Below are 20,340 nucleotides of genomic sequence, written 5' to 3'. Positions count from 1 at the left end.
AAAATAATTACAAATTTGCAGTAAATTACAATTTATGGATACAAAACAGTTAAAGTGGATTTACTTAGCGATTCTTTCTCTTATTTGGGGGAGTTCTTTTATTTTAATAAAAAAAGGACTAATTGGCTTGACTGCTATTCAAGTAGGATCGTTCCGAATTATTTTTGCAGCGCTTTTTCTGTTGATCTTTGGCTTTAATAGTTTAAAGAAAATCTCTAAACGCCAATGGAAATATGTTGCTATTACTTCCTTTTTTGGAACTTTTATGCCAGCTTATCTTTTTGCTATTGCCGAAACTCAAGTAAATAGTTCTATTGTGGCTATTTTAAATTCTCTAACGCCTTTAAATACTTTAGTTTTAGGAATTATAGCTTTTGGGATTCAGTTTCAAAAACGACAAGTTTTAGGTGTTTTTGTGGGACTTGTAGGCTGCTTGCTTTTGGTTTTAAGTGGCGATTCTTCAAGTGGAACTGAAAATTATTTGTATGTTTTGTTGGTGGTTATTGCAACACTTAGTTATGCAATTAACGTAAATCTAATTAAGAAATATTTGCATGATTTGAATTCGGTTAGTATTACAACAGGAAATTTTGCAGTTTTATTTTTGCCAGCATTGATTATTTTAAGTACAACTGATATCAGCCAGAAAATACATTTTGTAGAAACGCAACATTCTATATTTTTTGTCATGATATTAGGTGTTCTGGGGACTGGAATAGCCAACATTCTTTTCTTTAAATTGATTCAAATGTCATCGCCTGTGTTTGCAACATCAGTAACGTATTTAATTCCGATTGTTGCTTTTTTCTGGGGATTATTGGATAATGAATTTCTAACGCCAATTCAATCTGTTGGAGCGTTCGTTATTTTGATTGGAGTTTATTTATCGGCGAAAAAGTAATTTTTTGGTTATGAGTGATGAGTTGTAAGTTATAAGTTATTTGTAAAATAGTTTTCTGCTTTGCTCGGTCTTACATGCTTTATAAAAAAAAAGCTTTGTCAAAGTTTAAAACTTTGACAAAGCCTATGAGTAAAAAAAACTTAGTATCTTAGTATCTCAGAACCTTAGTTTCTTAGATTATAAAAAATCTTTTTCAGAAACTCCTTCGTTGATTTTTACATCAGACATTTTAATATCCAATTCAAAACCAACATTCTGAACTAAATTAAAAGGAACTTTAACACCTTTTACTTCTTTATAGTCATTAAAATTGGTGATTTGTTCTGCTGATTTTCCGCCTTGTTCACGAACTTTGGACTCAGCGGTTTTTAAACCTGATTTCACATCGTAATAATAGGTTGTTTTGCCATCTTTGATGACATAAGCATCGCTTCCGTTAATTGGTGCAATTCCGTCTACTTTTAAATCGGTTCTTTTTGCTAGTTGCAATTCTTCAAAAGGAGCAGCATTAGCTTTCATTTCAGCTAAATCGTCGCCTTCAAGGTTTTTTCTTTGTCCTTGTTGTTCTACGTAAGCACCTTTTTCGTTAACCACCTGTTTCATTAAGGTCATTGTTCCCATTGAAAGCGAAACTGTCATTTTTCCTTTTGCATCTGATTTAGAAATAAAAGTCAATGGAGTAGGAGCTTGTGGTATAGAAGTCGTGCCGTTCATAAAAAGTGTTTTTACAGAACTAACTGCTTTTTCTCCACCAATTGCTTTGATGTAATTTTCAAAAACAGTTTTAGCTGTAAGATCTTTTGGAGCTTCTTTTTTTGTTGAAGGTTTCTCAGTAGGATTTCCATATTTGTCGAAATATGAAATCGGAATTTGTAGTTTTTCTAAGCCAGAAAGAACATCAGATCCTTTTCCAACAATAACAATACGCATATTGTCTAATAAGAAATATTTGTTTGCTACGCGGTAAATATCATCTGCGGTAACATTGTTGATCGTTTGAATGTATTTTTCGTAAAAATCAGCAGGAAGTTTTTCTGTTTCAATGTTTAAAGCATAACGTGCAACAGCCTGAGGTTTTTCTACCTGCATAACAAATCTTCCAATATAACCGGCTTTTACGTTTCTTAGAACTTCAGGATCGACTCTTTCAGTACGAATTCTTTTGATTTCTTTAATAAATTGAACAACGGCACTATCTGTAACAGTATTTCTAACTGCCGAAGAAGCTTTGAATTTAGTTACATATTTTCCGCTGCCAATACTTGAATTTGCTCCGTAAGTCCATGCGTGTTGTTCACGCAAGTTCATATTTAAATAACTGTTGAAATCACCTCCTAAAATTTGATTTGCAATAACAGCAGGGAAAAAGTCAGGATCACTCATTTTTAAATTCACAGTATTTACTAGTGAAATTTCAGATTGAACTGCATTTGGAACATCTACAAAATCAATTTGTAATTTTGAAGGATTGGCAGGATCAGGATAAGTGTTTTTTGGTGCAGCTTGTTTTTTCCATCCATTAAATAATTTTTCTACAGCTTTTTTTACGTCTTTAAACTTTACATCTCCAATAACTACTAAATACGCGTTTTCTGGAACGAAATAAGTTTTATAGTTGTTTTGAACATCTTCTAACGTAACATTTTTTACAGTTTCTTCAGAAAGATATTCGCCAGTTGGATGATTTTTCCCAAAAGCTAAAACATCAACAACTCTATTTGAAATAGCTGGAACGCTTTTTTCATCTGCTTTAAGTCCTTCTAAAAGTTTTGCTTTTTCCTTGTCAAATTCTGTTTGTGTGAAATTTGGCTGTAAAGCACCTTCTGCTAAAAGTTCTAAAACACGTCCAGAATATTTGGATAAAGAACTCGCATAAGCGCCCTGAGAAGTGAAATTGATGTTAGCTCCGTAAAAGTCAATTTCCTCATTAAAGGCTTCTTTGGTTGTTTTTTTAGTTCCGTTTCCGATTAAACTGCTTGTTAATTCGTCAACTCCTTTTTTGTTGCCTTCAGTAAATGGTGCGTTGTCTAAAGTAAGTGTAAAACTTACTCGAGGCAATTTATGGTTTTCAACAATCAAAACTTTCATTCCGTTTGCTAAAACAAAGGTCTGTGGTTTTTTGATGTTGACTACTGGGGCGTTACCTGGTTTAGGTTGTGGACGATCTTGTGCTTGCATAATTCCAGTTAGGAATAAAAGGATTAAAAAAGTATATATTTTTTTCATGATTCGATATTCTTAGTTTTGAGATTTAGGCGTCGGAATATAATCTAAAATTAAGCGCTGATTAGGATTTAAATACTTCTTGGCAACTTCCCTAATTTCTTCTCTTGTTATAGAGTGGTAAATGTCGATTTCGGTATTGATCAAATTTACATCGCCATAAAGTAAATAGTAAGACGCAAGATTTTCTGCAATTCCTTCTACGCTAGAATTTGCATTTACATAATTGTTATCGAATTTGTTTTGTAATTTCTCGTAATCTTTTTCAGAAATAAGATCGGTTTGAATTTTTACAATTTCTTCGTCTATTTCTTTTAAAATATCGGCAGTTGTGTTTGGAGCCATTGGTAGACCATATAAAATATACGTTCCGTAATCTTCCTGACTGAATCCTACGGCACCAATTTGCAGGGCCATTTTTTTGTCATCAACTATTTTTTTGTAAAGTTTAGAACTTTTTCCATCACTTAAATAAGAAGAAATTAAATCTAAAACTCTAGCATCTCTGGTTTTCATTGAAGGCGTTCTATATGAAGCAACAATCATTGGAATCTGAATATTCGGATCTTCATAAGTCGCTTTAATTGGCTGCGTGATCGGGTCTTCTACGAAAGTTTGTTTTTTAACTTCTTCACCTCTAGGAATCGGCCCAAAATATTTCTGAATCCATTCTTTGGTTTTGGCTTTTTCAAAATCTCCTGCAACTACTAAAACGGCATTGTTTGGAGTATAGAATTTTTTATTGAAAGCTTGAAATTCTTCTAAAGTTGCGGCATCCAAATCTTGCATAGAACCAATTGTAGTCCATCTGTAAGGATGTTTTTTGAACATGTTCTTTTTAACTTCTGAAAGAATATTTCCGTACGGCTGGTTGTCGTAACGCATTCTTTTTTCTTCCTTGACTACTTCGTTTTGGGTGTCAACACCAATTTTATTAATAATAGGATGCATTAATCTTTCAGATTCCATCCATAAACCAAGTTCTAGGCTGTTGGAAGGAAAAACTTCATAATAATAAGTTCTGTCATCAGATGTGTTGGCGTTATTAACTCCTCCATTTGCGGTAACGATTTTCATCCATTCGCCACGTTTGATATTTTGGGTTCCTTCAAATAATAGGTGTTCAAAAAAGTGAGCGAATCCAGTTCTGTCTGGGCGTTCATCTTTTGATCCAACATGATACATTACCGATGTAATAACAACAGGAGCAGAAGGGTCGTTGTGTAAAATAACATGTAGACCGTTATCTAAATTGTATTCTTCAAAAGCTACTTTTTGAGCATGAGCTACTCCGCCAAGCATTAATGCAGCACTTAACATCATTATTGATTTTTTCATAAAGATTAATAATTTTATATATCAAACAAGAGTAGGTACACAAGAGTTGATTTTAGTTACATCAAAAATAGTTTTTTTTAATTATCAATAACAGATTTGTTTACAATTACGTGATATTTTAACAATCTTTTACTTTAAATAAATGCGTTTTTGGTTTTAAAAGTGCTTGATATACAGTGTTTTTTGCGAATGAAATATTTTTGCTTTCAGGGATTGCACAGTAAATTTTTAGTTGTATATTTGCAACCTTAAAAATCAATAAATCAATTTGGTATGTATGCAATCGTAGAGATAGCAGGGCAACAATTTAAAGTAAGCAAAGACTTAAAGGTTTATGTTCACCGTTTGGCTAATGAAGAAGGTTCAAAAGTTTCTTTTGACAAAGTTCTTTTATTAGATGATAACGGAAATGTAACTTTAGGCGCCCCAGCTATAGAAGGTGCTTCAGTAGAAGCTAAAGTGTTACAACACTTAAAAGGTGATAAAGTTATCGTTTTCAAAAAGAAAAGAAGAAAAGGATACAAAAAAAGAAATGGTCACAGACAATATCTTACACAGATTGTAATTGAAGGTATTACTGCAGCAGGAGGAACTAAAAAAGCAGCAGCTAAAAAAGCAGTTGTAGCAGAAGAAGCAGCTACTGAAGAAGTAGAAGCTCCAAAAGCAAAAAAAGCAGCTCCAAAAGCAAAAAAAGAAGCTACTAAAGAATAATAACAATATTTAAACTCATACGTCATGGCTCACAAGAAAGGTGTCGGTAGTTCGAAGAATGGTAGAGAATCAGAATCAAAACGTCTAGGCGTTAAGATTTATGGTGGACAAGCTGCTATTGCTGGGAACATCATCGTTAGACAAAGAGGTTCAAAACACAATCCAGGTGAAAACGTTTACATCAGTAAAGATCACACTTTACATGCTAAAGTTGCTGGAGTTGTTAAGTTCCAAAAGAAAAGAGATAACAAATCTTATGTATCTATTATCCCATTCGAGGCATAATAATCATAGATTACTTTTTATAAAAAACCCGTTCAGAAATGATCGGGTTTTTTGTTTTTTATATTTTTAGAAAGACTTTAAAAACTTATATTTACTTCTTGCGTTTGTTTTTATGTCCTAAAATATTAAAAGTTGAAAAAAATAATACTACTTGTACTGCTGTGTTGTTTCAGTACATATGCAAAAGTTGTTTCAGATAATGCTAACAATTATTTGAGTTTGTTAAATGAAGAGCAGAAAAATATTTTGTATGAATTGGCGGTTCTTAAAAAGAATGGTTTTGAAACAGAACAATTCTGGTTGAAACATAAAAATCAATTTCCACAATTTGATGATAAAGTAAGAGATCGATTAGCTTTAGAAGTTTTTACTAATTCTCAAATAGTATATAATCCGCCTAAAAATTCAGCTATTCAATTCTGGATAGAAGCGCAATCGCTAACCAATTGGATGTTTTATTTGTCGGCATTTATTGCTATTTGTGCTATTGTAGCTTTGTTTAAAAGATATTGGAATTTATTGATTGCTTTCATAATTAAGCATTTTGCGCCTTTGTTTAGGTATTTGTTTTCGCCAATTTTATTGACTTATGAATTGCTGATAGTTGGAGCTTTCTGTGTTTATTATGGAGTTTCTATCGAAGAATTTGTACTTCGTACAGTCGTTATTCATGTCGGATTGTGCTTGTTGTGGAGTCAGACAACAGCTGTTTTTACCAGAGAGTATTTCATTAAGAAGTACATTTTTAAAGTAGGAAATAATTTTTGGGCTGAGAGTCCTTGGGAAGCCGTAAAGACGATTTCTCTACCTGCATTATGTGTAACATTTGCGCTTGTGTATGTGTTATGCAAAGTTCCTCAAGATGTGTTTTATAATTACGAAATTGTATTAGCAGGAATTGCGACAATTTATGCTTTACCTTTTTGGCGCACTTTAGAAAAATATTTATATCCAATTTTGTTTCCTTTTAAAGATAATAAAAGAGATAGGGAAATAAATTCTTTAGGAGGATGTACTGTTATTGCGCTTGCTGCTGTTGTTGTGCTTATTCTTCAAAGTAATCCTCTTTTTTATAATGTTATTTCGGCGTTAATAGTTTTGCTTTTAATATCGTTTTTGATTTTGTCTTCAAAGTTTAATTACAGATATAATTTTAGGAATTATTACTATCTGCAGTTTCTTATCGTACTTTTTTTAAGTTTGATTTTCTTGTACGGCTTTAGTTATCATTTAAACGAAATTGTTTGGTTCTCGCTGATAGGAACAAGTGTGTATTTAGGCATTAAATATTTTGAGGTATTTTCTTTTTTCTCAGATTGGAAAAGAAGTAAAGCTTGGGCTTGGAAACTTTTGGGAGCAGCGGCTTTATTGTGGTTGTTGGCTAAAGGGATTTTATATGTTTCTAAAATCTTATATGGAGCTTAAAAACAAAAAGCCGAAGCTTATGCTTCGGCTTTTTGTTTTTATAATGGAATTTGGGATTTTTTAAAATTGAAATTTAATTATCCGTATCCTTAGTTTCTTCCAGATCTTCAGTTTTACGACCTACTTTTACTTTAGGATTGTCTTGAGTTCCTGTTACGGTTAACGGAATTCCAAAGATTCCAAAAGGAGGTAATCCCAAACGCATTTTTAAATTTAATTTCCCGTCAAGACTTGATGTTCCTTCGATTCTTGGTCTAAAGCCTGCGAACTTAAATTTAAATCGCTCTACAGTTACAATATTGTTTTTAACGGTTGTTTTAATGTCTACTTTCGAAAGATCTGGGTTTTTCATCGATTCCGAATTGGTTTGTTTGCTCACGGCATTAAACATTTTCAAACCTCTTACTTTGACGTCTTTTACAGAAAGAATTCCGCCTCCTGCAAGCGAAGGATAAACTGGCTCCATATTTCCGTTTAAACGGCCTTTTAATTGATAATCTAAAGAAACAATTCCCTGCGCTTTTTCTGCAGCACTCGCCATTTTTCTAAAAACTTCTATTTCATTATAAGCTCTTTTAATATCAAAATCGTTTGCTTTGATTGAATAATCAAAGTTGGCTTTTTGAGGCGTTACCGCTTGGTAATTGGCATTCATAGAAACCTTGCAACCAATTAAATCGAAACCAGTATTCTGCATGGTTAACTTTCCATTTTTCATGCTTAGATTCCCAGTTGCGTTTTGCAGGTTTAGTTTGTCGAAATTTACTTTTTGCGCATTTGCTAACAATTGTAAATTCAAGTTTGTTGGAACAATGATAACGCCTGTTTGTTTGTTGTCTGTCGCTTTTGTTTCTGGTTTTGGTTCGTTGTTTTGCGTTACAGAAGTGTTTGGGTCTGTACTAGACATAAACTCATCAACATTAATATAGCGCGCCGTAACTTTAAAAGAACCTCTTAAAACGCCTGTATTTGTCGTAACATAATTGATGACATTTTGTAAATAACCATTCATTTTAAAATCAGACTGTCCGTAAGCGGCCAAGAAATTATTGAAAGACATTTTATCCTGATTGATCTTAAAAATACCTTCCTTAATAATGAACTTCTGAGGCAGATATTCAGAAGCAATTCCGATATTTCTCAATTCAAGAGTTCCTTTATTGTTTAATTTGCTGTAGTTTCCTTTTTCAGCATCGCTTTGTTTTCCTTTTAAGGCTAAATCAGCTTTGATGAAACCATCTAAATCAAGACCTTTTTGAGAGAAAACTTTGTAAATTTTATTTACGTCCAATTCGCCTTTTGCTTTTACATCATAATTTAAATCATCAAAATTGCTTAAATCAGCTTGCACGAAAACTGGTTTTCCTTCAAAAGTAAATTGAGTTGGTTTTAAGCTTACTTTTAAATCTTCGAAAGTTCCTTTTTGATTTTCAATTTTGGATTTAATGATAATATTAGTAATCGGATTTGGATAGTAAGGTGTTTTTAAATATCCGTTTTCTAAGTCGATAGTTCCATTTGTAACTGGGAAACGTTTGTTTTTTTTATCAAATATTCCGTTTGCTTTTAAATCTCCAGCTAAAGCTCCTTTTAATTCAATATCAGGAATTCCAAGTGCTTTAGTCAATTTTTCTAAGTCAATTTTTGCTTTAAAATCAGCATTAATGTCTGGCGTATTGATTCCTTTAACCAAGAATTTCGATTTTAAATAATCTTGATTGATATTTAAAGCTAAGTTTTTAGCATCAACAATAACTAAATCTGGGTTCAGAGAAGGAACCGTTGTTTTGATGTCTAAATTTAAGTTGGATACGGGAAATGCACTTTTGTTATAATTCACAAATCCATCTTTTACTTTTATATCCAAATTCAGATCTGGCGCTAAGTTTTGTGAAGTGATATATTTTCCTTTCAAAGTAAAAAGCAGATCGGTTTTTCCTTTTAATTCGGTTTGAGAAAGCCAAGTAATATATTTTGGTGGAAACGCTGTAAAGACATCATATAAATTACTATTGTCAGATTTGATCACAAAATCCATATTATAACCATCCTTCAAAATATCAAATTTCCCTTTAAAATCGACCAAAAGCTGATTGATTTTTAAGTTGTTTTGCTGAAAGAAAAACGAAAGCGAGTTGATGTTTACTTTGGTAATCAAATCGGCATCAATCTTTTTATTCATTAAATACGGTTCATCTTCATAAGCAATATTTAATTTCTCAATTTTAGCTTTTGAGTATAAATCGAATACGGCTTTATTCAAATCTCCTTTTCCTAAATAGTTGAATCCGTAAGCATCAAAATGAACTTTTGTCGATTTGTCATCATAAACAATTTTACTGTTTAAAATCTCAATTCGTTCCAGTTTTAAAGCCGTATCAGAACTGTCTTTGGATTGTGAAGCTTGTTCTTGTGACTTGTAAATATTGTAATTCGCTTCTCCATTCGGATTCACTTTTACATTGATAAAAGAATCAGATAAATAAATCTGGTCAATTTTTACCGATTTACTGAAAATCAAACTCGCCACATTTATTCCGAAAGAAACCTCTTTGGCAGTGATGAATTTTTCGTTTTTATATGGCGCAGAACCATTTAAGCTTAAATTGTCTAAGGTTAAAGTAAGAGAAGGAAAATGACGGAAAAAAGAAACTGAAACATCCGAATAATTCAATTCTGCGCTCAATCTTTCGTTAGCGGTTTTTTTGATTTGCTCTTTAATTTGATCTTCAAAGACGATAGGCGTTAAAAATAATAATCCTAAAATAACAGCGAAAGTTATTCCGAAATACTTCGCAATTTTAAATACGATTGATTTGGATTTGCCTTTTTGCATAACGAGTTGTGTGGTATTTAGATGTAAAAACTATAGAAAAAGAGCGCAATTTATCCGTGAACGGTTTCGTTTTTACCGTAATTGGTAATGATAGAGCCCTCATATTCAATCCATTCTTTCCATCGTTTATCGATGTCGATGTTGTCTTGGTATTTTCTGGCGAAACCTAAAAATGTAGTGTAATGTCCAGCTTCAGAAATCATTAAATCGCGGTAAAATTTGGCTAAATCCTGATCTTGGATGTTTTCAGAAAGCACTTTAAAACGCTCGCAACTTCTCGCTTCGATCATGGCAGAAAACAACAAACGATCGCAAAGTGCGTCGCGTCGGCTTCCGTCTTTTTTCATGAATTTAAAAAGCTCATTCACGTAATGATCTTTTCTTTCACGGCCTAAGGTAAGTCCGCGTTGTTTTATAATGTTATGAACCATTTGAAAATGCTCTAATTCTTCTCTGGCAATTTCAAGCATTTCAGTTACTAATTCTTCCAATTCAGAATTATACGTCACGATACTGATCGCGTTTGATGCCGCTTTTTGCTCGCACCAAGCATGATCCGTTAAAATTTCTTCGATGTTTGATTCGACAATATTTACCCAACGAGGGTCTGTAGCTAATTTTAATCCTAACATGACAACGGTAATTTTATATGCTGCAAAATTAGTCTTTTTTTTCAACCAAAAGTCAGTAAGTATGGTGCAAAAACGTTCAAAAAAGTATTATTTTGTAAAATGAAACCAAATAAAATGGAACGGCTAAAAAAACTTTTAATTATTGGCTTTGTCTGGCCAGAACCGAATTCCTCTGCTGCGGGCGGACGAATGATGCAATTGATTTCGATTTTTAAACAAAACGGATTCGAAATTACTTTTGCCAGCGCCGCGCAAGACAGTGATTTTATGGTTGATTTATCTGAGTTTGGAGTAATCAAAAAAAGTATAGAGCTTAACTCTTCTAGTTTTGATGATTTTGTTTTGGAGCTAAATCCTGAAGTTGTTCTATTTGATCGTTTTATGATTGAAGAACAATTCGGATGGCGAGTAATCGAAAAGTGCCCAAAAGCAATCCGAATTTTAGATACAGAAGATTTGCATTGTTTGAGAACAGCAAGACAAAAAGCTTTTAAAGAAAACCGAACTTTTGAAATTCAAGATTTATTGTCTGAAGAAGTGGCAAAACGAGAAATCGCTAGTATTTTAAGATGTGATTTGTCTCTGATTATTTCTGAATTTGAAATGAATGTATTAAAAGATGTTTTCAGAACTAATGAAGATTTATTGTTTTATCTCCCGTTTTTAGTTGATGAAATGAAGGAAGAAGAACTTTTAAATTTGCCTTCTTTTGACGAAAGGAAAAACTTTGTTTTCATCGGAAACTTTCTACATGAACCCAATTGGAATACCGTTCAGCATTTAAAAGAAGCGATTTGGCCTTCCATAAAAAAAGATTTCCCAGAAGCGGTTTTAGAAGTTTACGGTGCATATCCGTCTCAAAAAGTATTGCAATTGCATCAGCCTAAAAATGGTTTTTACATTATGGGAAGAGCAGAAGATGCCAATGAAATTGTAAAGAAATCAAGAATTGTTCTAGCGCCAATTCGTTTTGGTGCAGGTTTAAAAGGTAAATTATTAGAAGCCATGCAGTGCGGAACACCAAGCGCGACTACTTCAATTGGTTCTGAAGCCATGCATGAAGATTTACCTTGGAATGGTTTTATTGAAGATAATCCAACTGAATTTGCTAAAAAAGCAATTGCACTTTATCAAGATGAAAATCTTTGGAAACAATCTCAAAAAAACGGAATTGCAATCATCAATAAATGTTATCAAAAAAGCAATTATTCCAATCAATTGATTTTATTGGTAAATTCACTTTTAGCAGATTCTAAAAATCATCGTCTTCATAATTTTATGGGCAATTTATTGCAACACCACGCGTACAAAAGTACAATGTACATGTCAAAATGGATCGAAGAGAAAAATAAGTAGTTTTCAGTCGCAGTCTCAGTTTGCAGTAACTAGTGACTGCGACTGAAAACTGCGACTGAAAACTAATTTAAGCGTCCATTTTTCCAAACCCAACAGTTTCACGATAAATTTGTGGCGAAACATCAGCATTGGTTTTAAAGAAACGACTGAAATAATGTTCGTCATCATAACCTAATTCATAAGCAATTTCTTTGACCGTTTTATTGGTCAAGTATAATTCTCTTTTAGCTTCAATAATAATTCGTTCCGAAATCAAATCGGTTAAAGTTTTATTGAAATAATTCTTGGATAATTTGGCCAATGCTTTTGGCGAAATATTTAGTAAATCAGCATAATTTCCAGCTGAATGTTTGGTTTTGAAATTCAGCTCAATCGCATCTTTTAAGTTTTGAAGAATTACAGGTTCTTTGGTATCTGGAACCGATTTCATTTCTTCTAATTGTTCCGTTTTTAATCTAGAAGCTGTAATTAAAAAGATTTTCAAATACGAAATAAGTAACTCGTACTGCGCCAACTCTGCATTTTGAATCTCCGTTTTCATTTGGTCAATAACCATGTTAAAAGTTAGTGAAGCTTGTTCTGTAACTTTTACGTAAGGAGGCTGATAAATATTATTGAACAAAACGCCATTACAAGAAACCTCTTTTTGATGCATGTGAATACAATAAAAATCAGAATGAAAATGAATCGCAATTCCTTCAATTTCTTCGTTTGTACAAAGCATAAACGGCTGATAAGGCGAAAAGGCGAGAAGTGAGTTTTCTTCAAAATGATGTTCTGCAAAATCGGCTTTTACTTTGCCTTTTCCTTTTGTAACCCAAATTAAAGAGTAATAATTATTACGCTGTAAATAATCAAAATGGCTGTTATCATCAAAAGAAAGAATCTTAAACGCTAAATTTCCATTCTGCGGGTTTATTAAAGTAAAAACATTCTGCGAGCTCATATTGTCGGTTTTTGGAAATATAAAGATAGCTCTCAAATAAATTCGGAGCTATCTTTATACATTGTTTTTTGTTATTGTGAAAGTGCTGTTTAATTATACTGCAGGAAAATCAATTTCAGTATTAGCTAAATTGTTGAAGTAGTTTGTTAATACGTTCAAAGCTGTATGTGCAACTGTTTCGGCAATTTCTGCATCAGAAACTCCAGCGTTTTTAGCTTTGTTTACATCTTCATCATTTACTAAACCATTTTTGCTGATCAAAGTTTTCGCCAATTGTAAAATAGCTTCTGTTTTAGCGTCTGTAGAATTTCCTGTTCTCGCTGCGTGTAAAACCGCTGGATCTGCTTTTACTAATTTCTCTCCAATAAAAGTGTGCGCTGCTAAACAATAATCACAAGAATTGCTTTCAGAAACTGCCAAGGCGATTAATTCACCAGTTTTTGCGCTTAATTTTCCGTGGCTCAAAGCGCCGCTTAAGTTCAAATATCCTTCCAAAACTGCTGGAGAATTCCCCATTGTTCTCATCATGTTTGGAACAACGCCTAATTTTGCTTGTACAGCGTTGAATAAATCTTTAGTTTTTCCTGTTGCTTCTTCTGGGTTTAATGCTGTTAATCGTGTCATTTTATTTAATTTTTAAAGTTGTTATTTGTTGTTGTCTTTTGACATTACAAAGTTGCAACTATGACAGATTTTAGAACATGGAGGATTGACGCTATGTGATGGACAATTTTCCCTCGCTTTATTTTCAGGAGCTAATCCAGCTTTCCGCTTCAAGTCCTCGCACAAAAGCCTGATTTTTCTAAGCCATAAAACGAGCTTCCGTTGGTCGCTGTTTTCTGGCAAGAAAAATCAGGCTTTTGAGCTCCGGGCTTTCCACTTCAATCTGGGCTAGGGCACTCGTTTTCATAAGATGTTTTTTAGGAATAAAAATTCCGGAGGAATGAAATATTTATAGATTAATTGTCTAGGATATTTAAAAAAGCTCCAGCGGAGCGACATATTTATAATCGAGATAACTAGATGTGTCGCTCCGCTGGAGCTTTTTTTTGAATTGAAATTAATTATTTCTATAAATATTTCGTCCCGCTGGGACTTATCAATAATAAAAAAGAGGTTGTCTTCATAAAGACAACCTCTTTTAAAAATTATGTTTTAAGAAAAATTATTTCAAAACACCCTCAACAGCCTGAATAGTCGTAGCATGATAACCAGATTTTGCTTTTTCAAAAACCTGTTTTGCCCAAACTTTTCCTTCTGGCGTTTTAACCATTTCTTTATAAAGCATCATTACAGATCCAGTTCTACTGATTCCGATTAAGAACTGCTCAATTGCAGGATAAGCTGGTTTGTACTGATGAATCAAAGCCTGAACAAACCATTGACGTTTGATAATGAAATTGCCACCTTTAGTAAAGTTGAATTCTTTGTCAATTGCGTCCATTTCTTTAACTGTAATATCAGTAGGAAGGTGATCTATAAAATGCTGTTTCTCTGCCGTAGTTGTGATTTTTTTGCTCAAACCTGCAACGCCAGTTTCTCTCCAGCTTTTTTGGATCGCATCAATCGCATCAAAATCGGCAGAACTTACAGGAACAATGTTTGAAGGAATTCCTGGTTTGTAAATCCAATCGTCTAATTTGATTTTATCAGCTAAAGTTTTATCGCCTTTAATTAAATTTTCATTAATATATTTTACAAAATCTTCTGTTGTAATCGATTGGAAAGCGTGAGAATCAAAGTAGTTTTTAATAAACGGATCAAATTTCTCTCTTCCAACGGCATTTTCAATAACTCTTAAAAAAGCATAACCTTTAACGTAAGGAATCATACTAATTCCGTCGTCAGGATTTCTTCCAGTCAAACTAACTTTTAATCTAGTGTCTGGACTTGTATTTCCATATTCTGCAACATTATCAGTCAATTCTTTGTTTGTGATAACATTTTGCATTTCAAATTCTTTCTTTCCGAAAATTGCTTCTCCGATTCTATGTTCTACATAAGTGGTGAAACCTTCGTTTAACCAAATATCATCCCAAGTAGCGTTTGTAACTAAATTTCCGCTCCAACTGTGGCCTAATTCATGTGCTAAAAGGCTGGTTAAAGAACGATCTCCTGCAATTACTCCTGGAGTTAAGAAAGTTAAGTTTGGGTTTTCCATTCCGCCATAAGGGAAACTTGGAGGTAAAACCAAAACATCGTAACGTCCCCAACGGTATGGTCCGTATAGTTTTTCAGCAGCATTAACCATTTTTCCTAGTTCAGCAAATTCGTAAGCGGATTTTTTCAACATTGAAGGTTCTGCATAAACTCCAGTTCTTTTGTCGATCGCTTGAAATTCGATATCTCCAACAGCGATTGCCATTAAATAAGACGGAATTGCTTTGTCTTGTTTGAAAGTATAAACTCCAGTATCATTTTTCTTCTGCGGATTTACAGCGCTCATTACAGCCAATAAATCTTTAGGGACCGTAACTTTTGCATTATAAGTAAAACGAACGCTTGGTGAATCCTGACACGGAATCCAAGTACGAGACCAAATGCTTTCTCCTTGAGAGAATAAAAACGGTTTCTTTTTGTCTGCTGTTTGTTCTGGTTTTAACCATTGTAAAGCTACTGCATCTTTAGTTGTGCTGTAGTAGATGTTTACTTTGGTTGTATTCGGCTCAATTGTGATATGAATCGGCTTTCCGTGAAATTCAGTGTCTTTTCCAAGTTCGAATTTCGTTTCTTTTTCGTCATCACCTAAAGTTACTTTTGTAATATTTAAAGTGTTTTCGTCAAAGATGATCTCATTTCCTTTGCCAATATTATCAATAGTCCAAGATGCTTTTCCTGAAATAGTTTGCGTATCAAAATCGACTTTAATGTCAAGGTCAAGATGTTTTGCAACAGCAAGTTCTGGTTTAGAATAACTGTGTTCATCAACAACAGCGTTGGTTTTTTCGGTTTGTTCTTTTTTCTGGCAGGCAATTGCTGTCAGAAACAAAGTGAGAAGGATTAGTCTCTTCATTTTGTGAGGTTTTGAATTTGAGGATGAAAATTAAATAAAAAATCCCGTTTTGAATAAACAAAACGGGATTTAATTATAAAATTAACAACGATTACGCCAACATTGTAACTGGACTTTCGATGTATTGTTTTAATGTTTGTAAGAACTGAGCTCCAGTTGCACCGTCAATAGTTCTGTGGTCACAAGCTAATGATAACATCATTGTGTTTCCAACTACGATTTGACCGTTTTTCACTACTGGTTTCTCAACAATTGCACCTACAGAAAGGATTGCAGAGTTTGGTTGGTTGATGATTGAATTAAATTCAGTGATACCAAACATACCTAGGTTAGAAACTGTAAATGTGCTTCCTTCCATTTCTTGTGGTCCCAATTTTTTGTTTTTAGCTCTTCCGGCAAGATCTCTTACGCTTCCGCCAATTTGAGATAAACTCATAGCGTCAGTAAATTTCAATACAGGAACTACTAATCCGTCTTCAACAGCTACAGCAACACCAATGTTTACGTGGTGATTGATGATGATAGCATCTTCTTTCCACTGAGAGTTGATTTTTGGATGTTTTTTCAATGCTAATGCACAAGCCTTAATTACCATATCGTTGAAAGATACTTTTGTATCTGGAACGCTATTGATTGCAGCTCTAGCTTGCATAGCTTCGTCCATGCTAACTTCGATTACTAAGTTGTAATGAGGTGCTGTGAATAAAGATTCAGCAAGACGTTTAGCAATGATTTTACGCATCTGAGAATTTTTGATCTCTTCTGTGTAAACTTCTCCAGCAGGAACAAATACTTTTGGAGCAGCAGGAGCAGATGCTTCTTGCTTAGCAGCTGGTGCAGAAGCAGCAGTTTGTGCTTGAGCAGATGGAGTAAAGTTTTCGATATCGCTTTTTACGATACGTCCGTTTTCTCCAGAACCTTTAACTTGAGATAATTGGATTCCTTTGTCAGAAGCAATTTTCTTAGCTAATGGTGAAGCTAAAATTCTTCCGTTTGAAGTTTCAGCGGCAGCTTCTGGAGCTTTTTCAGCAGCAGGAGCAGTTTTTGTTTCTTCAGCAGCAGGAGCGCTTGCTGTTGCAGCACCTCCAGCAGTAAAGTTATCAGCAACTCCAGAAATGTCAGTTCCTGCAGGTCCGATGATCGCTAATAAGCTGTCAACTGGAGCAGTACTTCCTTCTTGAATTCCGATGTATAATAATGTACCAGCATTGAAAGACTCAAACTCCATAGTAGCTTTGTCTGTTTCAATTTCTGCTAAGATATCTCCTTCAGCTACAGTATCACCCACTTTTTTCAACCAAGTTGCTACTGTACCTTCTGTCATTGTATCACTTAAACGAGGCATAGTTACTACTATAACTCCTTTTGGTAATTCAGCTGCTTTTGCAGGAGCAGCAGTTTCAGTTTTTGCTTCAGCAGCAGGAGCATCCGCTTTTGGAGCTTCAGCAGCAGGAGCATCACCACCAGCTAAAAGAGCAGAAATATCTTCTCCTTCTTTACCAATGATTGCTAATAATGAATCAACAGGAGCAGTTTCTCCTTCTTGAATTCCGATATGTAAAAGAGTTCCTTCGTTAAAAGATTCGAACTCCATTGTTGCTTTGTCTGTTTCAATTTCAGCTAAGATATCTCCTTCGCTTACTTTATCGCCTACTTTTTTAAGCCAAGTCGCTACCGTTCCTTCCGTCATTGTATCGCTCAAACGAGGCATTGTTACTTTAATCGCCATGATGTTATAGTTTATGAGGTGTAAATGGATAGTCTTCTTGTGCGTATACTACATCGTATAATTGTTGTAAGTCTGGGTATGGAGATTCTTCAGCGAATTTCGCACACTCTTCAACTAAGTCTTTAACTTTTTGGTCAATTACATCAATTTCTTCTTGTGTAGCATATTTTTGATCCAAAATTACATCAAGAACTTGAGTAATTGGGTCAATTTTTTTGTACTCTTCAACCTCTTCTTTAGAACGGTATAATTGTGCATCAGACATAGAGTGTCCTCTGTAACGGTACGTTTTCATTTCAAGGAAAGTTGGTCCATCTCCGCGACGTGCTCTTTCGATAGCTTCGTGCATTGCTTCGGCAACTTTTACAGGGTTCATTCCGTCAACAGGTCCGCAAGGCATTTCGTAACCTAAACCTAATTTCCAGATGTCAGTGTGATTTGCAGTTCTTTCTACAGAAGTTCCCATTGCATAACCGTTGTTCTCAACGATAAATACTACAGGAAGTTTCCATAACATCGCCATGTTGAAAGCTTCGTGTAAAGAACCTTGTCTAGCAGCACCATCACCAAAGTAAGTCATAGTAACACCACCAGTGTTGAAATATTTGTCTGCGAAAGCAATACCAGCTCCCACAGGAATTTGAGCACCTACGATTCCGTGACCTCCGTAAAAGCCATGTTCTTTAGAGAAAATGTGCATAGAACCTCCCATACCTTTAGAAGTTCCTGTAGCTTTTCCTAAAAGTTCTGCCATTACGTTTCTAGGATCAACTCCCATACCAATTGGCTGAACGTGGTTTCTGTAAGCAGTAATCATTTTATCTTTGGTCAAATCCATTGCGTGCAATGCACCTGCTAATACAGCTTCTTGACCATTATATAAGTGTAGAAAACCTCTAACTTTTTGTTGGATGTATAATGCTGCAAGTTTGTCTTCAAACTTTCTCCAAAGTAGCATGTCTTCATACCACTTTAAATATACCTCTTTTGTAACTTCTTTCATCTGAATTCTTTCTTTTGCTAAAGTTGTTTGTGTTATCGATTATTGTGCCTGTAACGCAAAATAGTTTCCTCCCACAAATTTGCGCCCGAAAGGTCGGGATGCAAAAATAAGACATTACATTTAAGAAGTAAAATTTAAACGCTACTTTTTGGCTTTTTTTTACAAGAACTTTTTATCAAACATCAATGGAAGTAAATTTTTCAATGATGATGATTTGTAAACCTCTCCAATTTCACCCATAAAATAGATTTCTATAGGGGTGTCTTGCTTTATTTCGTATTCTGCAATCGATTGTCGACAAGATCCGCAAGGTGGAATAGGAGCAGTTGTTTGATTAGTATCCGAAGCGGCTGTAATGGCCATTTTTAAAATTTTTGCCTCAGGATATGCACTCCCAGCGTAAAAAATCGCAGTTCGTTCTGCACAAAGCCCCGATGGATAAGCTGCGTTTTCCTGATTAGACCCTGAAATAACTTTTCCATTGTCTAAAAGTAAAGCAGCTCCAACTCTGAATTTGGAATAAGGTGCGTAAGCTTTTTTTCTGACTTCGATAGCCTGATTCATTAAATCTTGAATTTCACCAGGAAGTTCACCTAAATTATCATATATCGTAAATGAAGTTGTAATATTGATTTCTTTCATTTCTTTTTAAGGGAAAAAAAATCCAAATCCCAGTTATGCCGGAATTTGGATTATGTTATTTTTATTTTATTCTGTTTTTAATACGTCTCGTATTTGTCTCCAAAGTTAAACGTTAAAGAGAAACGAAGTGTGTTTTCCAACGGGTTTTTTATTTTCGAAGCCGAGAATAGGTAAGATACGTCAATTTTCATGATGTTGTATTTAAAACCTGCTCCTAAAGAGAAAAACTGTTTGGCTCCTTTTTCAATGCTTTCGTGGTAATATCCTAAACGCATTGCAAATGCATCTTGGTACATATATTCTGCAGCAAGACTATAGGTTACTTCTTTCATTTCTTCTTTAAATCCGCCTGGCGCATCTCCAAAAGATTTGAACATTCCCGGAACCCAGCCGATATTTCTATAATTGTTGTAAGCTGCGTCTGTGGCTTGTTGTTGTGTAATATCTTCGGGATCATTAAAATCTCCATCTCCATTTCCGTCAACAGCTGCTTGGATTCCTGGAGGTGTTGGTACTAAAAGTTTTGTGAACTCTGTACTTACGGCAAGTTTGTTGTAGTCGTCAAAAATAAATTCAAATCCAGCTCCTAATCTTAAATTTGCAGGAAGGAAATTCGAGCTTAAATCGTCATGGTCATATTTGATTTTTGGCCCCATATTCTGAAGGTTGATACCTGCTCTCCATCTTCCGTTGAAATCCTGATAAGCAATTTCTTCTGATTGATAAAAAGCAGCAACATCAACAGCGAATGTGTTTGCTGCCGAAGCGTCAGTTTCTTCAGATGCGACTTTTAAATTTGAGTTTATAAAACGTGCTCCAACAGCCATAGAGAATTCTTCGCTTAACTTTAGTGAATAAGATCCGTCTAAAGCAAATTCGTTTGGATTAACTGTACGTACTGCTTCGTTTGGGTCTCCAGTGTATCTTAATTCAATTCCTCCAAAACCGAAATAACGAAAACTTCCGGCAAAAGCACTTCGTTCGTTAATTTTGTTATAATACGTTACCTGACCTAAGGAAATGTCATTGGCAAGATCTGTCAAATAAGGTGTGTAACTGATGGAAAGACCTTGTGCATCTTCTGAGAAGGCATACTTTGCAGGGTTCCATTGTTGAGAAAATACGTCGGCAGAAGTAGCAACTCCTTGGTCGCCTAAACCTGCTGCTCTCGCATCTGCTGCAACTAACAGAAAAGGAACTCCGGTTACTATTGGTCTTGATTCCTGAGCCTTTAAGTTAAAAAGGGTAAAAAGGCAAATTAATAAAAGTGATAGTTTTTTCATTTAAGGGACTTAAGTTT

At 34.4% G+C, this 20,340-nt stretch carries 16 protein-coding genes; 5 read left to right on the top strand and 11 right to left on the bottom strand.

From position 1 onward, the window contains the following. Positions 1–34 precede the first annotated feature (34 nt). Entirely contained in the window at positions 35–901 is an 867-nt protein-coding gene (locus tag NQQ59_RS12335; protein WP_144215568.1) for a DMT family transporter, read from the top strand. Positions 902–1,078: 177 nt separating this feature from the next. Here the strand turns inward: NQQ59_RS12335 and NQQ59_RS12330 are convergent, their stop codons facing one another. Together NQQ59_RS12330 and NQQ59_RS12325 are read right to left on the bottom strand one after the other, a co-directional pair. Beyond that, positions 1,079–3,127: a M16 family metallopeptidase gene (locus tag NQQ59_RS12330; protein ID WP_186296592.1), complete on the bottom strand. Its 2,049-nt coding sequence runs from the start codon at positions 3,125–3,127 to the stop codon at positions 1,079–1,081. 12 nt (positions 3,128–3,139) lie between these two features. After that, complete coding sequence (locus tag NQQ59_RS12325) at positions 3,140–4,462, bottom strand: M16 family metallopeptidase (RefSeq protein WP_144215567.1); 1,323 nt, start codon at positions 4,460–4,462, stop codon at positions 3,140–3,142. 273 nt (positions 4,463–4,735) lie between these two features. Here NQQ59_RS12325 and rplU point away from each other — a divergent pair, with 273 nt between their 5' ends. The 3 genes from rplU to NQQ59_RS12310 all read left to right on the top strand — a co-directional run bounded on the left by rplU (position 4,736) and on the right by NQQ59_RS12310 (position 6,883). Then, positions 4,736–5,173 (top strand): 50S ribosomal protein L21, encoded by a 438-nt coding sequence (rplU, locus tag NQQ59_RS12320; protein WP_073412831.1) that lies wholly within the window; start codon positions 4,736–4,738, stop codon positions 5,171–5,173. 24 nt (positions 5,174–5,197) lie between these two features. Next, positions 5,198–5,458: a 50S ribosomal protein L27 gene (rpmA, locus tag NQQ59_RS12315; RefSeq protein ID WP_111367867.1), complete on the top strand. Its 261-nt coding sequence runs from the start codon at positions 5,198–5,200 to the stop codon at positions 5,456–5,458. Between the two features lie 132 nt (positions 5,459–5,590). Continuing rightward, entirely contained in the window at positions 5,591–6,883 is a 1,293-nt protein-coding gene (locus NQQ59_RS12310) for a hypothetical protein (protein ID WP_257698246.1), read from the top strand. A gap of 73 nt (positions 6,884–6,956) precedes the next feature. Here NQQ59_RS12310 and NQQ59_RS12305 read toward each other — a convergent pair whose 3' ends face one another. Then, a complete protein-coding gene (locus tag NQQ59_RS12305; protein WP_144215566.1) occupies positions 6,957–9,719 on the bottom strand; it encodes an AsmA-like C-terminal region-containing protein in 2,763 nt (920 codons plus the stop codon). Positions 9,720–9,769: 50 nt separating this feature from the next. Further along, a complete protein-coding gene (gene miaE / locus NQQ59_RS12300; RefSeq protein ID WP_144215565.1) occupies positions 9,770–10,351 on the bottom strand; it encodes a tRNA-(ms[2]io[6]A)-hydroxylase in 582 nt (193 codons plus the stop codon). Between the two features lie 114 nt (positions 10,352–10,465). On the opposite strand from miaE, the gene NQQ59_RS12295 reads away from it, so the two are divergent. Further along, positions 10,466–11,707 carry a glycosyltransferase gene (locus NQQ59_RS12295; protein WP_144215564.1) on the top strand — a complete coding sequence of 414 codons (1,242 nt, stop codon included), beginning with the start codon at positions 10,466–10,468 and terminating at the stop codon, positions 11,705–11,707. A 67-nt stretch (positions 11,708–11,774) separates the two neighbouring features. On the opposite strand, the gene NQQ59_RS12290 is transcribed toward NQQ59_RS12295, so the two are convergent. The 7 genes from NQQ59_RS12290 to porV form a co-directional block, all read right to left on the bottom strand. Further along, positions 11,775–12,653: a helix-turn-helix domain-containing protein gene (locus tag NQQ59_RS12290; protein ID WP_144215563.1), complete on the bottom strand. Its 879-nt coding sequence runs from the start codon at positions 12,651–12,653 to the stop codon at positions 11,775–11,777. Positions 12,654–12,746: 93 nt separating this feature from the next. Continuing rightward, positions 12,747–13,277, bottom strand: a complete 531-nt coding sequence (locus NQQ59_RS12285) for a carboxymuconolactone decarboxylase family protein (RefSeq protein ID WP_144215562.1) — start codon at positions 13,275–13,277, stop codon at positions 12,747–12,749. A gap of 541 nt (positions 13,278–13,818) precedes the next feature. Beyond that, the gene (locus NQQ59_RS12280; protein ID WP_144215561.1) at positions 13,819–15,666 is read right to left on the bottom strand and encodes a hydrolase/aminopeptidase; all 1,848 of its coding nucleotides are present in this window, start codon (positions 15,664–15,666) and stop codon (positions 13,819–13,821) included. A gap of 91 nt (positions 15,667–15,757) precedes the next feature. Beyond that, positions 15,758–17,395, bottom strand: a complete 1,638-nt coding sequence (locus NQQ59_RS12275) for a pyruvate dehydrogenase complex dihydrolipoamide acetyltransferase (protein WP_144215560.1) — start codon at positions 17,393–17,395, stop codon at positions 15,758–15,760. A 4-nt stretch (positions 17,396–17,399) separates the two neighbouring features. After that, positions 17,400–18,398, bottom strand: coding sequence for a pyruvate dehydrogenase (acetyl-transferring) E1 component subunit alpha (pdhA, locus tag NQQ59_RS12270; RefSeq protein WP_144215559.1), 999 nt, complete (start codon positions 18,396–18,398; stop codon positions 17,400–17,402). 159 nt (positions 18,399–18,557) lie between these two features. Next, entirely contained in the window at positions 18,558–19,040 is a 483-nt protein-coding gene (cdd, locus tag NQQ59_RS12265) for a cytidine deaminase (RefSeq protein ID WP_144215558.1), read from the bottom strand. Positions 19,041–19,117: 77 nt separating this feature from the next. Beyond that, entirely contained in the window at positions 19,118–20,323 is a 1,206-nt protein-coding gene (gene porV / locus NQQ59_RS12260; RefSeq protein ID WP_144215557.1) for a type IX secretion system outer membrane channel protein PorV, read from the bottom strand. Positions 20,324–20,340 lie beyond the last annotated feature (17 nt).

Origin of the sequence: Flavobacterium panacis (genome assembly GCF_024649945.1) — a bacterium.
In the GTDB taxonomy this organism is placed as follows: domain Bacteria; phylum Bacteroidota; class Bacteroidia; order Flavobacteriales; family Flavobacteriaceae; genus Flavobacterium; species Flavobacterium panacis.
Note: the sequence above shows the minus strand (reverse complement) of the source record. Positions and strands in the feature narration are given on the sequence as shown.

What these genes read in the sequence shown, in the direction of transcription:
- NQQ59_RS12335 (WP_144215568.1), top strand. Translation starts at nt 35, where the DNA reads ATGGATACAAAACAGTTAAAGTGGATTTACTTAGCGATTCTTTCTCTT.
- NQQ59_RS12330 (WP_186296592.1), bottom strand. Translation starts at nt 3,127, where the DNA reads ATGAAAAAAATATATACTTTTTTAATCCTTTTATTCCTAACTGGAATT.
- NQQ59_RS12325 (WP_144215567.1), bottom strand. Translation starts at nt 4,462, where the DNA reads ATGAAAAAATCAATAATGATGTTAAGTGCTGCATTAATGCTTGGCGGA.
- rplU (WP_073412831.1), top strand. Translation starts at nt 4,736, where the DNA reads ATGTATGCAATCGTAGAGATAGCAGGGCAACAATTTAAAGTAAGCAAA.
- rpmA (WP_111367867.1), top strand. Translation starts at nt 5,198, where the DNA reads ATGGCTCACAAGAAAGGTGTCGGTAGTTCGAAGAATGGTAGAGAATCA.
- NQQ59_RS12305 (WP_144215566.1), bottom strand. Translation starts at nt 9,719, where the DNA reads ATGCAAAAAGGCAAATCCAAATCAATCGTATTTAAAATTGCGAAGTAT.
- miaE (WP_144215565.1), bottom strand. Translation starts at nt 10,351, where the DNA reads ATGTTAGGATTAAAATTAGCTACAGACCCTCGTTGGGTAAATATTGTC.
- NQQ59_RS12295 (WP_144215564.1), top strand. Translation starts at nt 10,466, where the DNA reads ATGGAACGGCTAAAAAAACTTTTAATTATTGGCTTTGTCTGGCCAGAA.
- NQQ59_RS12290 (WP_144215563.1), bottom strand. Translation starts at nt 12,653, where the DNA reads ATGAGCTCGCAGAATGTTTTTACTTTAATAAACCCGCAGAATGGAAAT.
- NQQ59_RS12285 (WP_144215562.1), bottom strand. Translation starts at nt 13,277, where the DNA reads ATGACACGATTAACAGCATTAAACCCAGAAGAAGCAACAGGAAAAACT.
- NQQ59_RS12280 (WP_144215561.1), bottom strand. Translation starts at nt 15,666, where the DNA reads ATGAAGAGACTAATCCTTCTCACTTTGTTTCTGACAGCAATTGCCTGC.
- NQQ59_RS12275 (WP_144215560.1), bottom strand. Translation starts at nt 17,395, where the DNA reads ATGGCGATTAAAGTAACAATGCCTCGTTTGAGCGATACAATGACGGAA.
- pdhA (WP_144215559.1), bottom strand. Translation starts at nt 18,398, where the DNA reads ATGAAAGAAGTTACAAAAGAGGTATATTTAAAGTGGTATGAAGACATG.
- cdd (WP_144215558.1), bottom strand. Translation starts at nt 19,040, where the DNA reads ATGAAAGAAATCAATATTACAACTTCATTTACGATATATGATAATTTA.
- porV (WP_144215557.1), bottom strand. Translation starts at nt 20,323, where the DNA reads ATGAAAAAACTATCACTTTTATTAATTTGCCTTTTTACCCTTTTTAAC.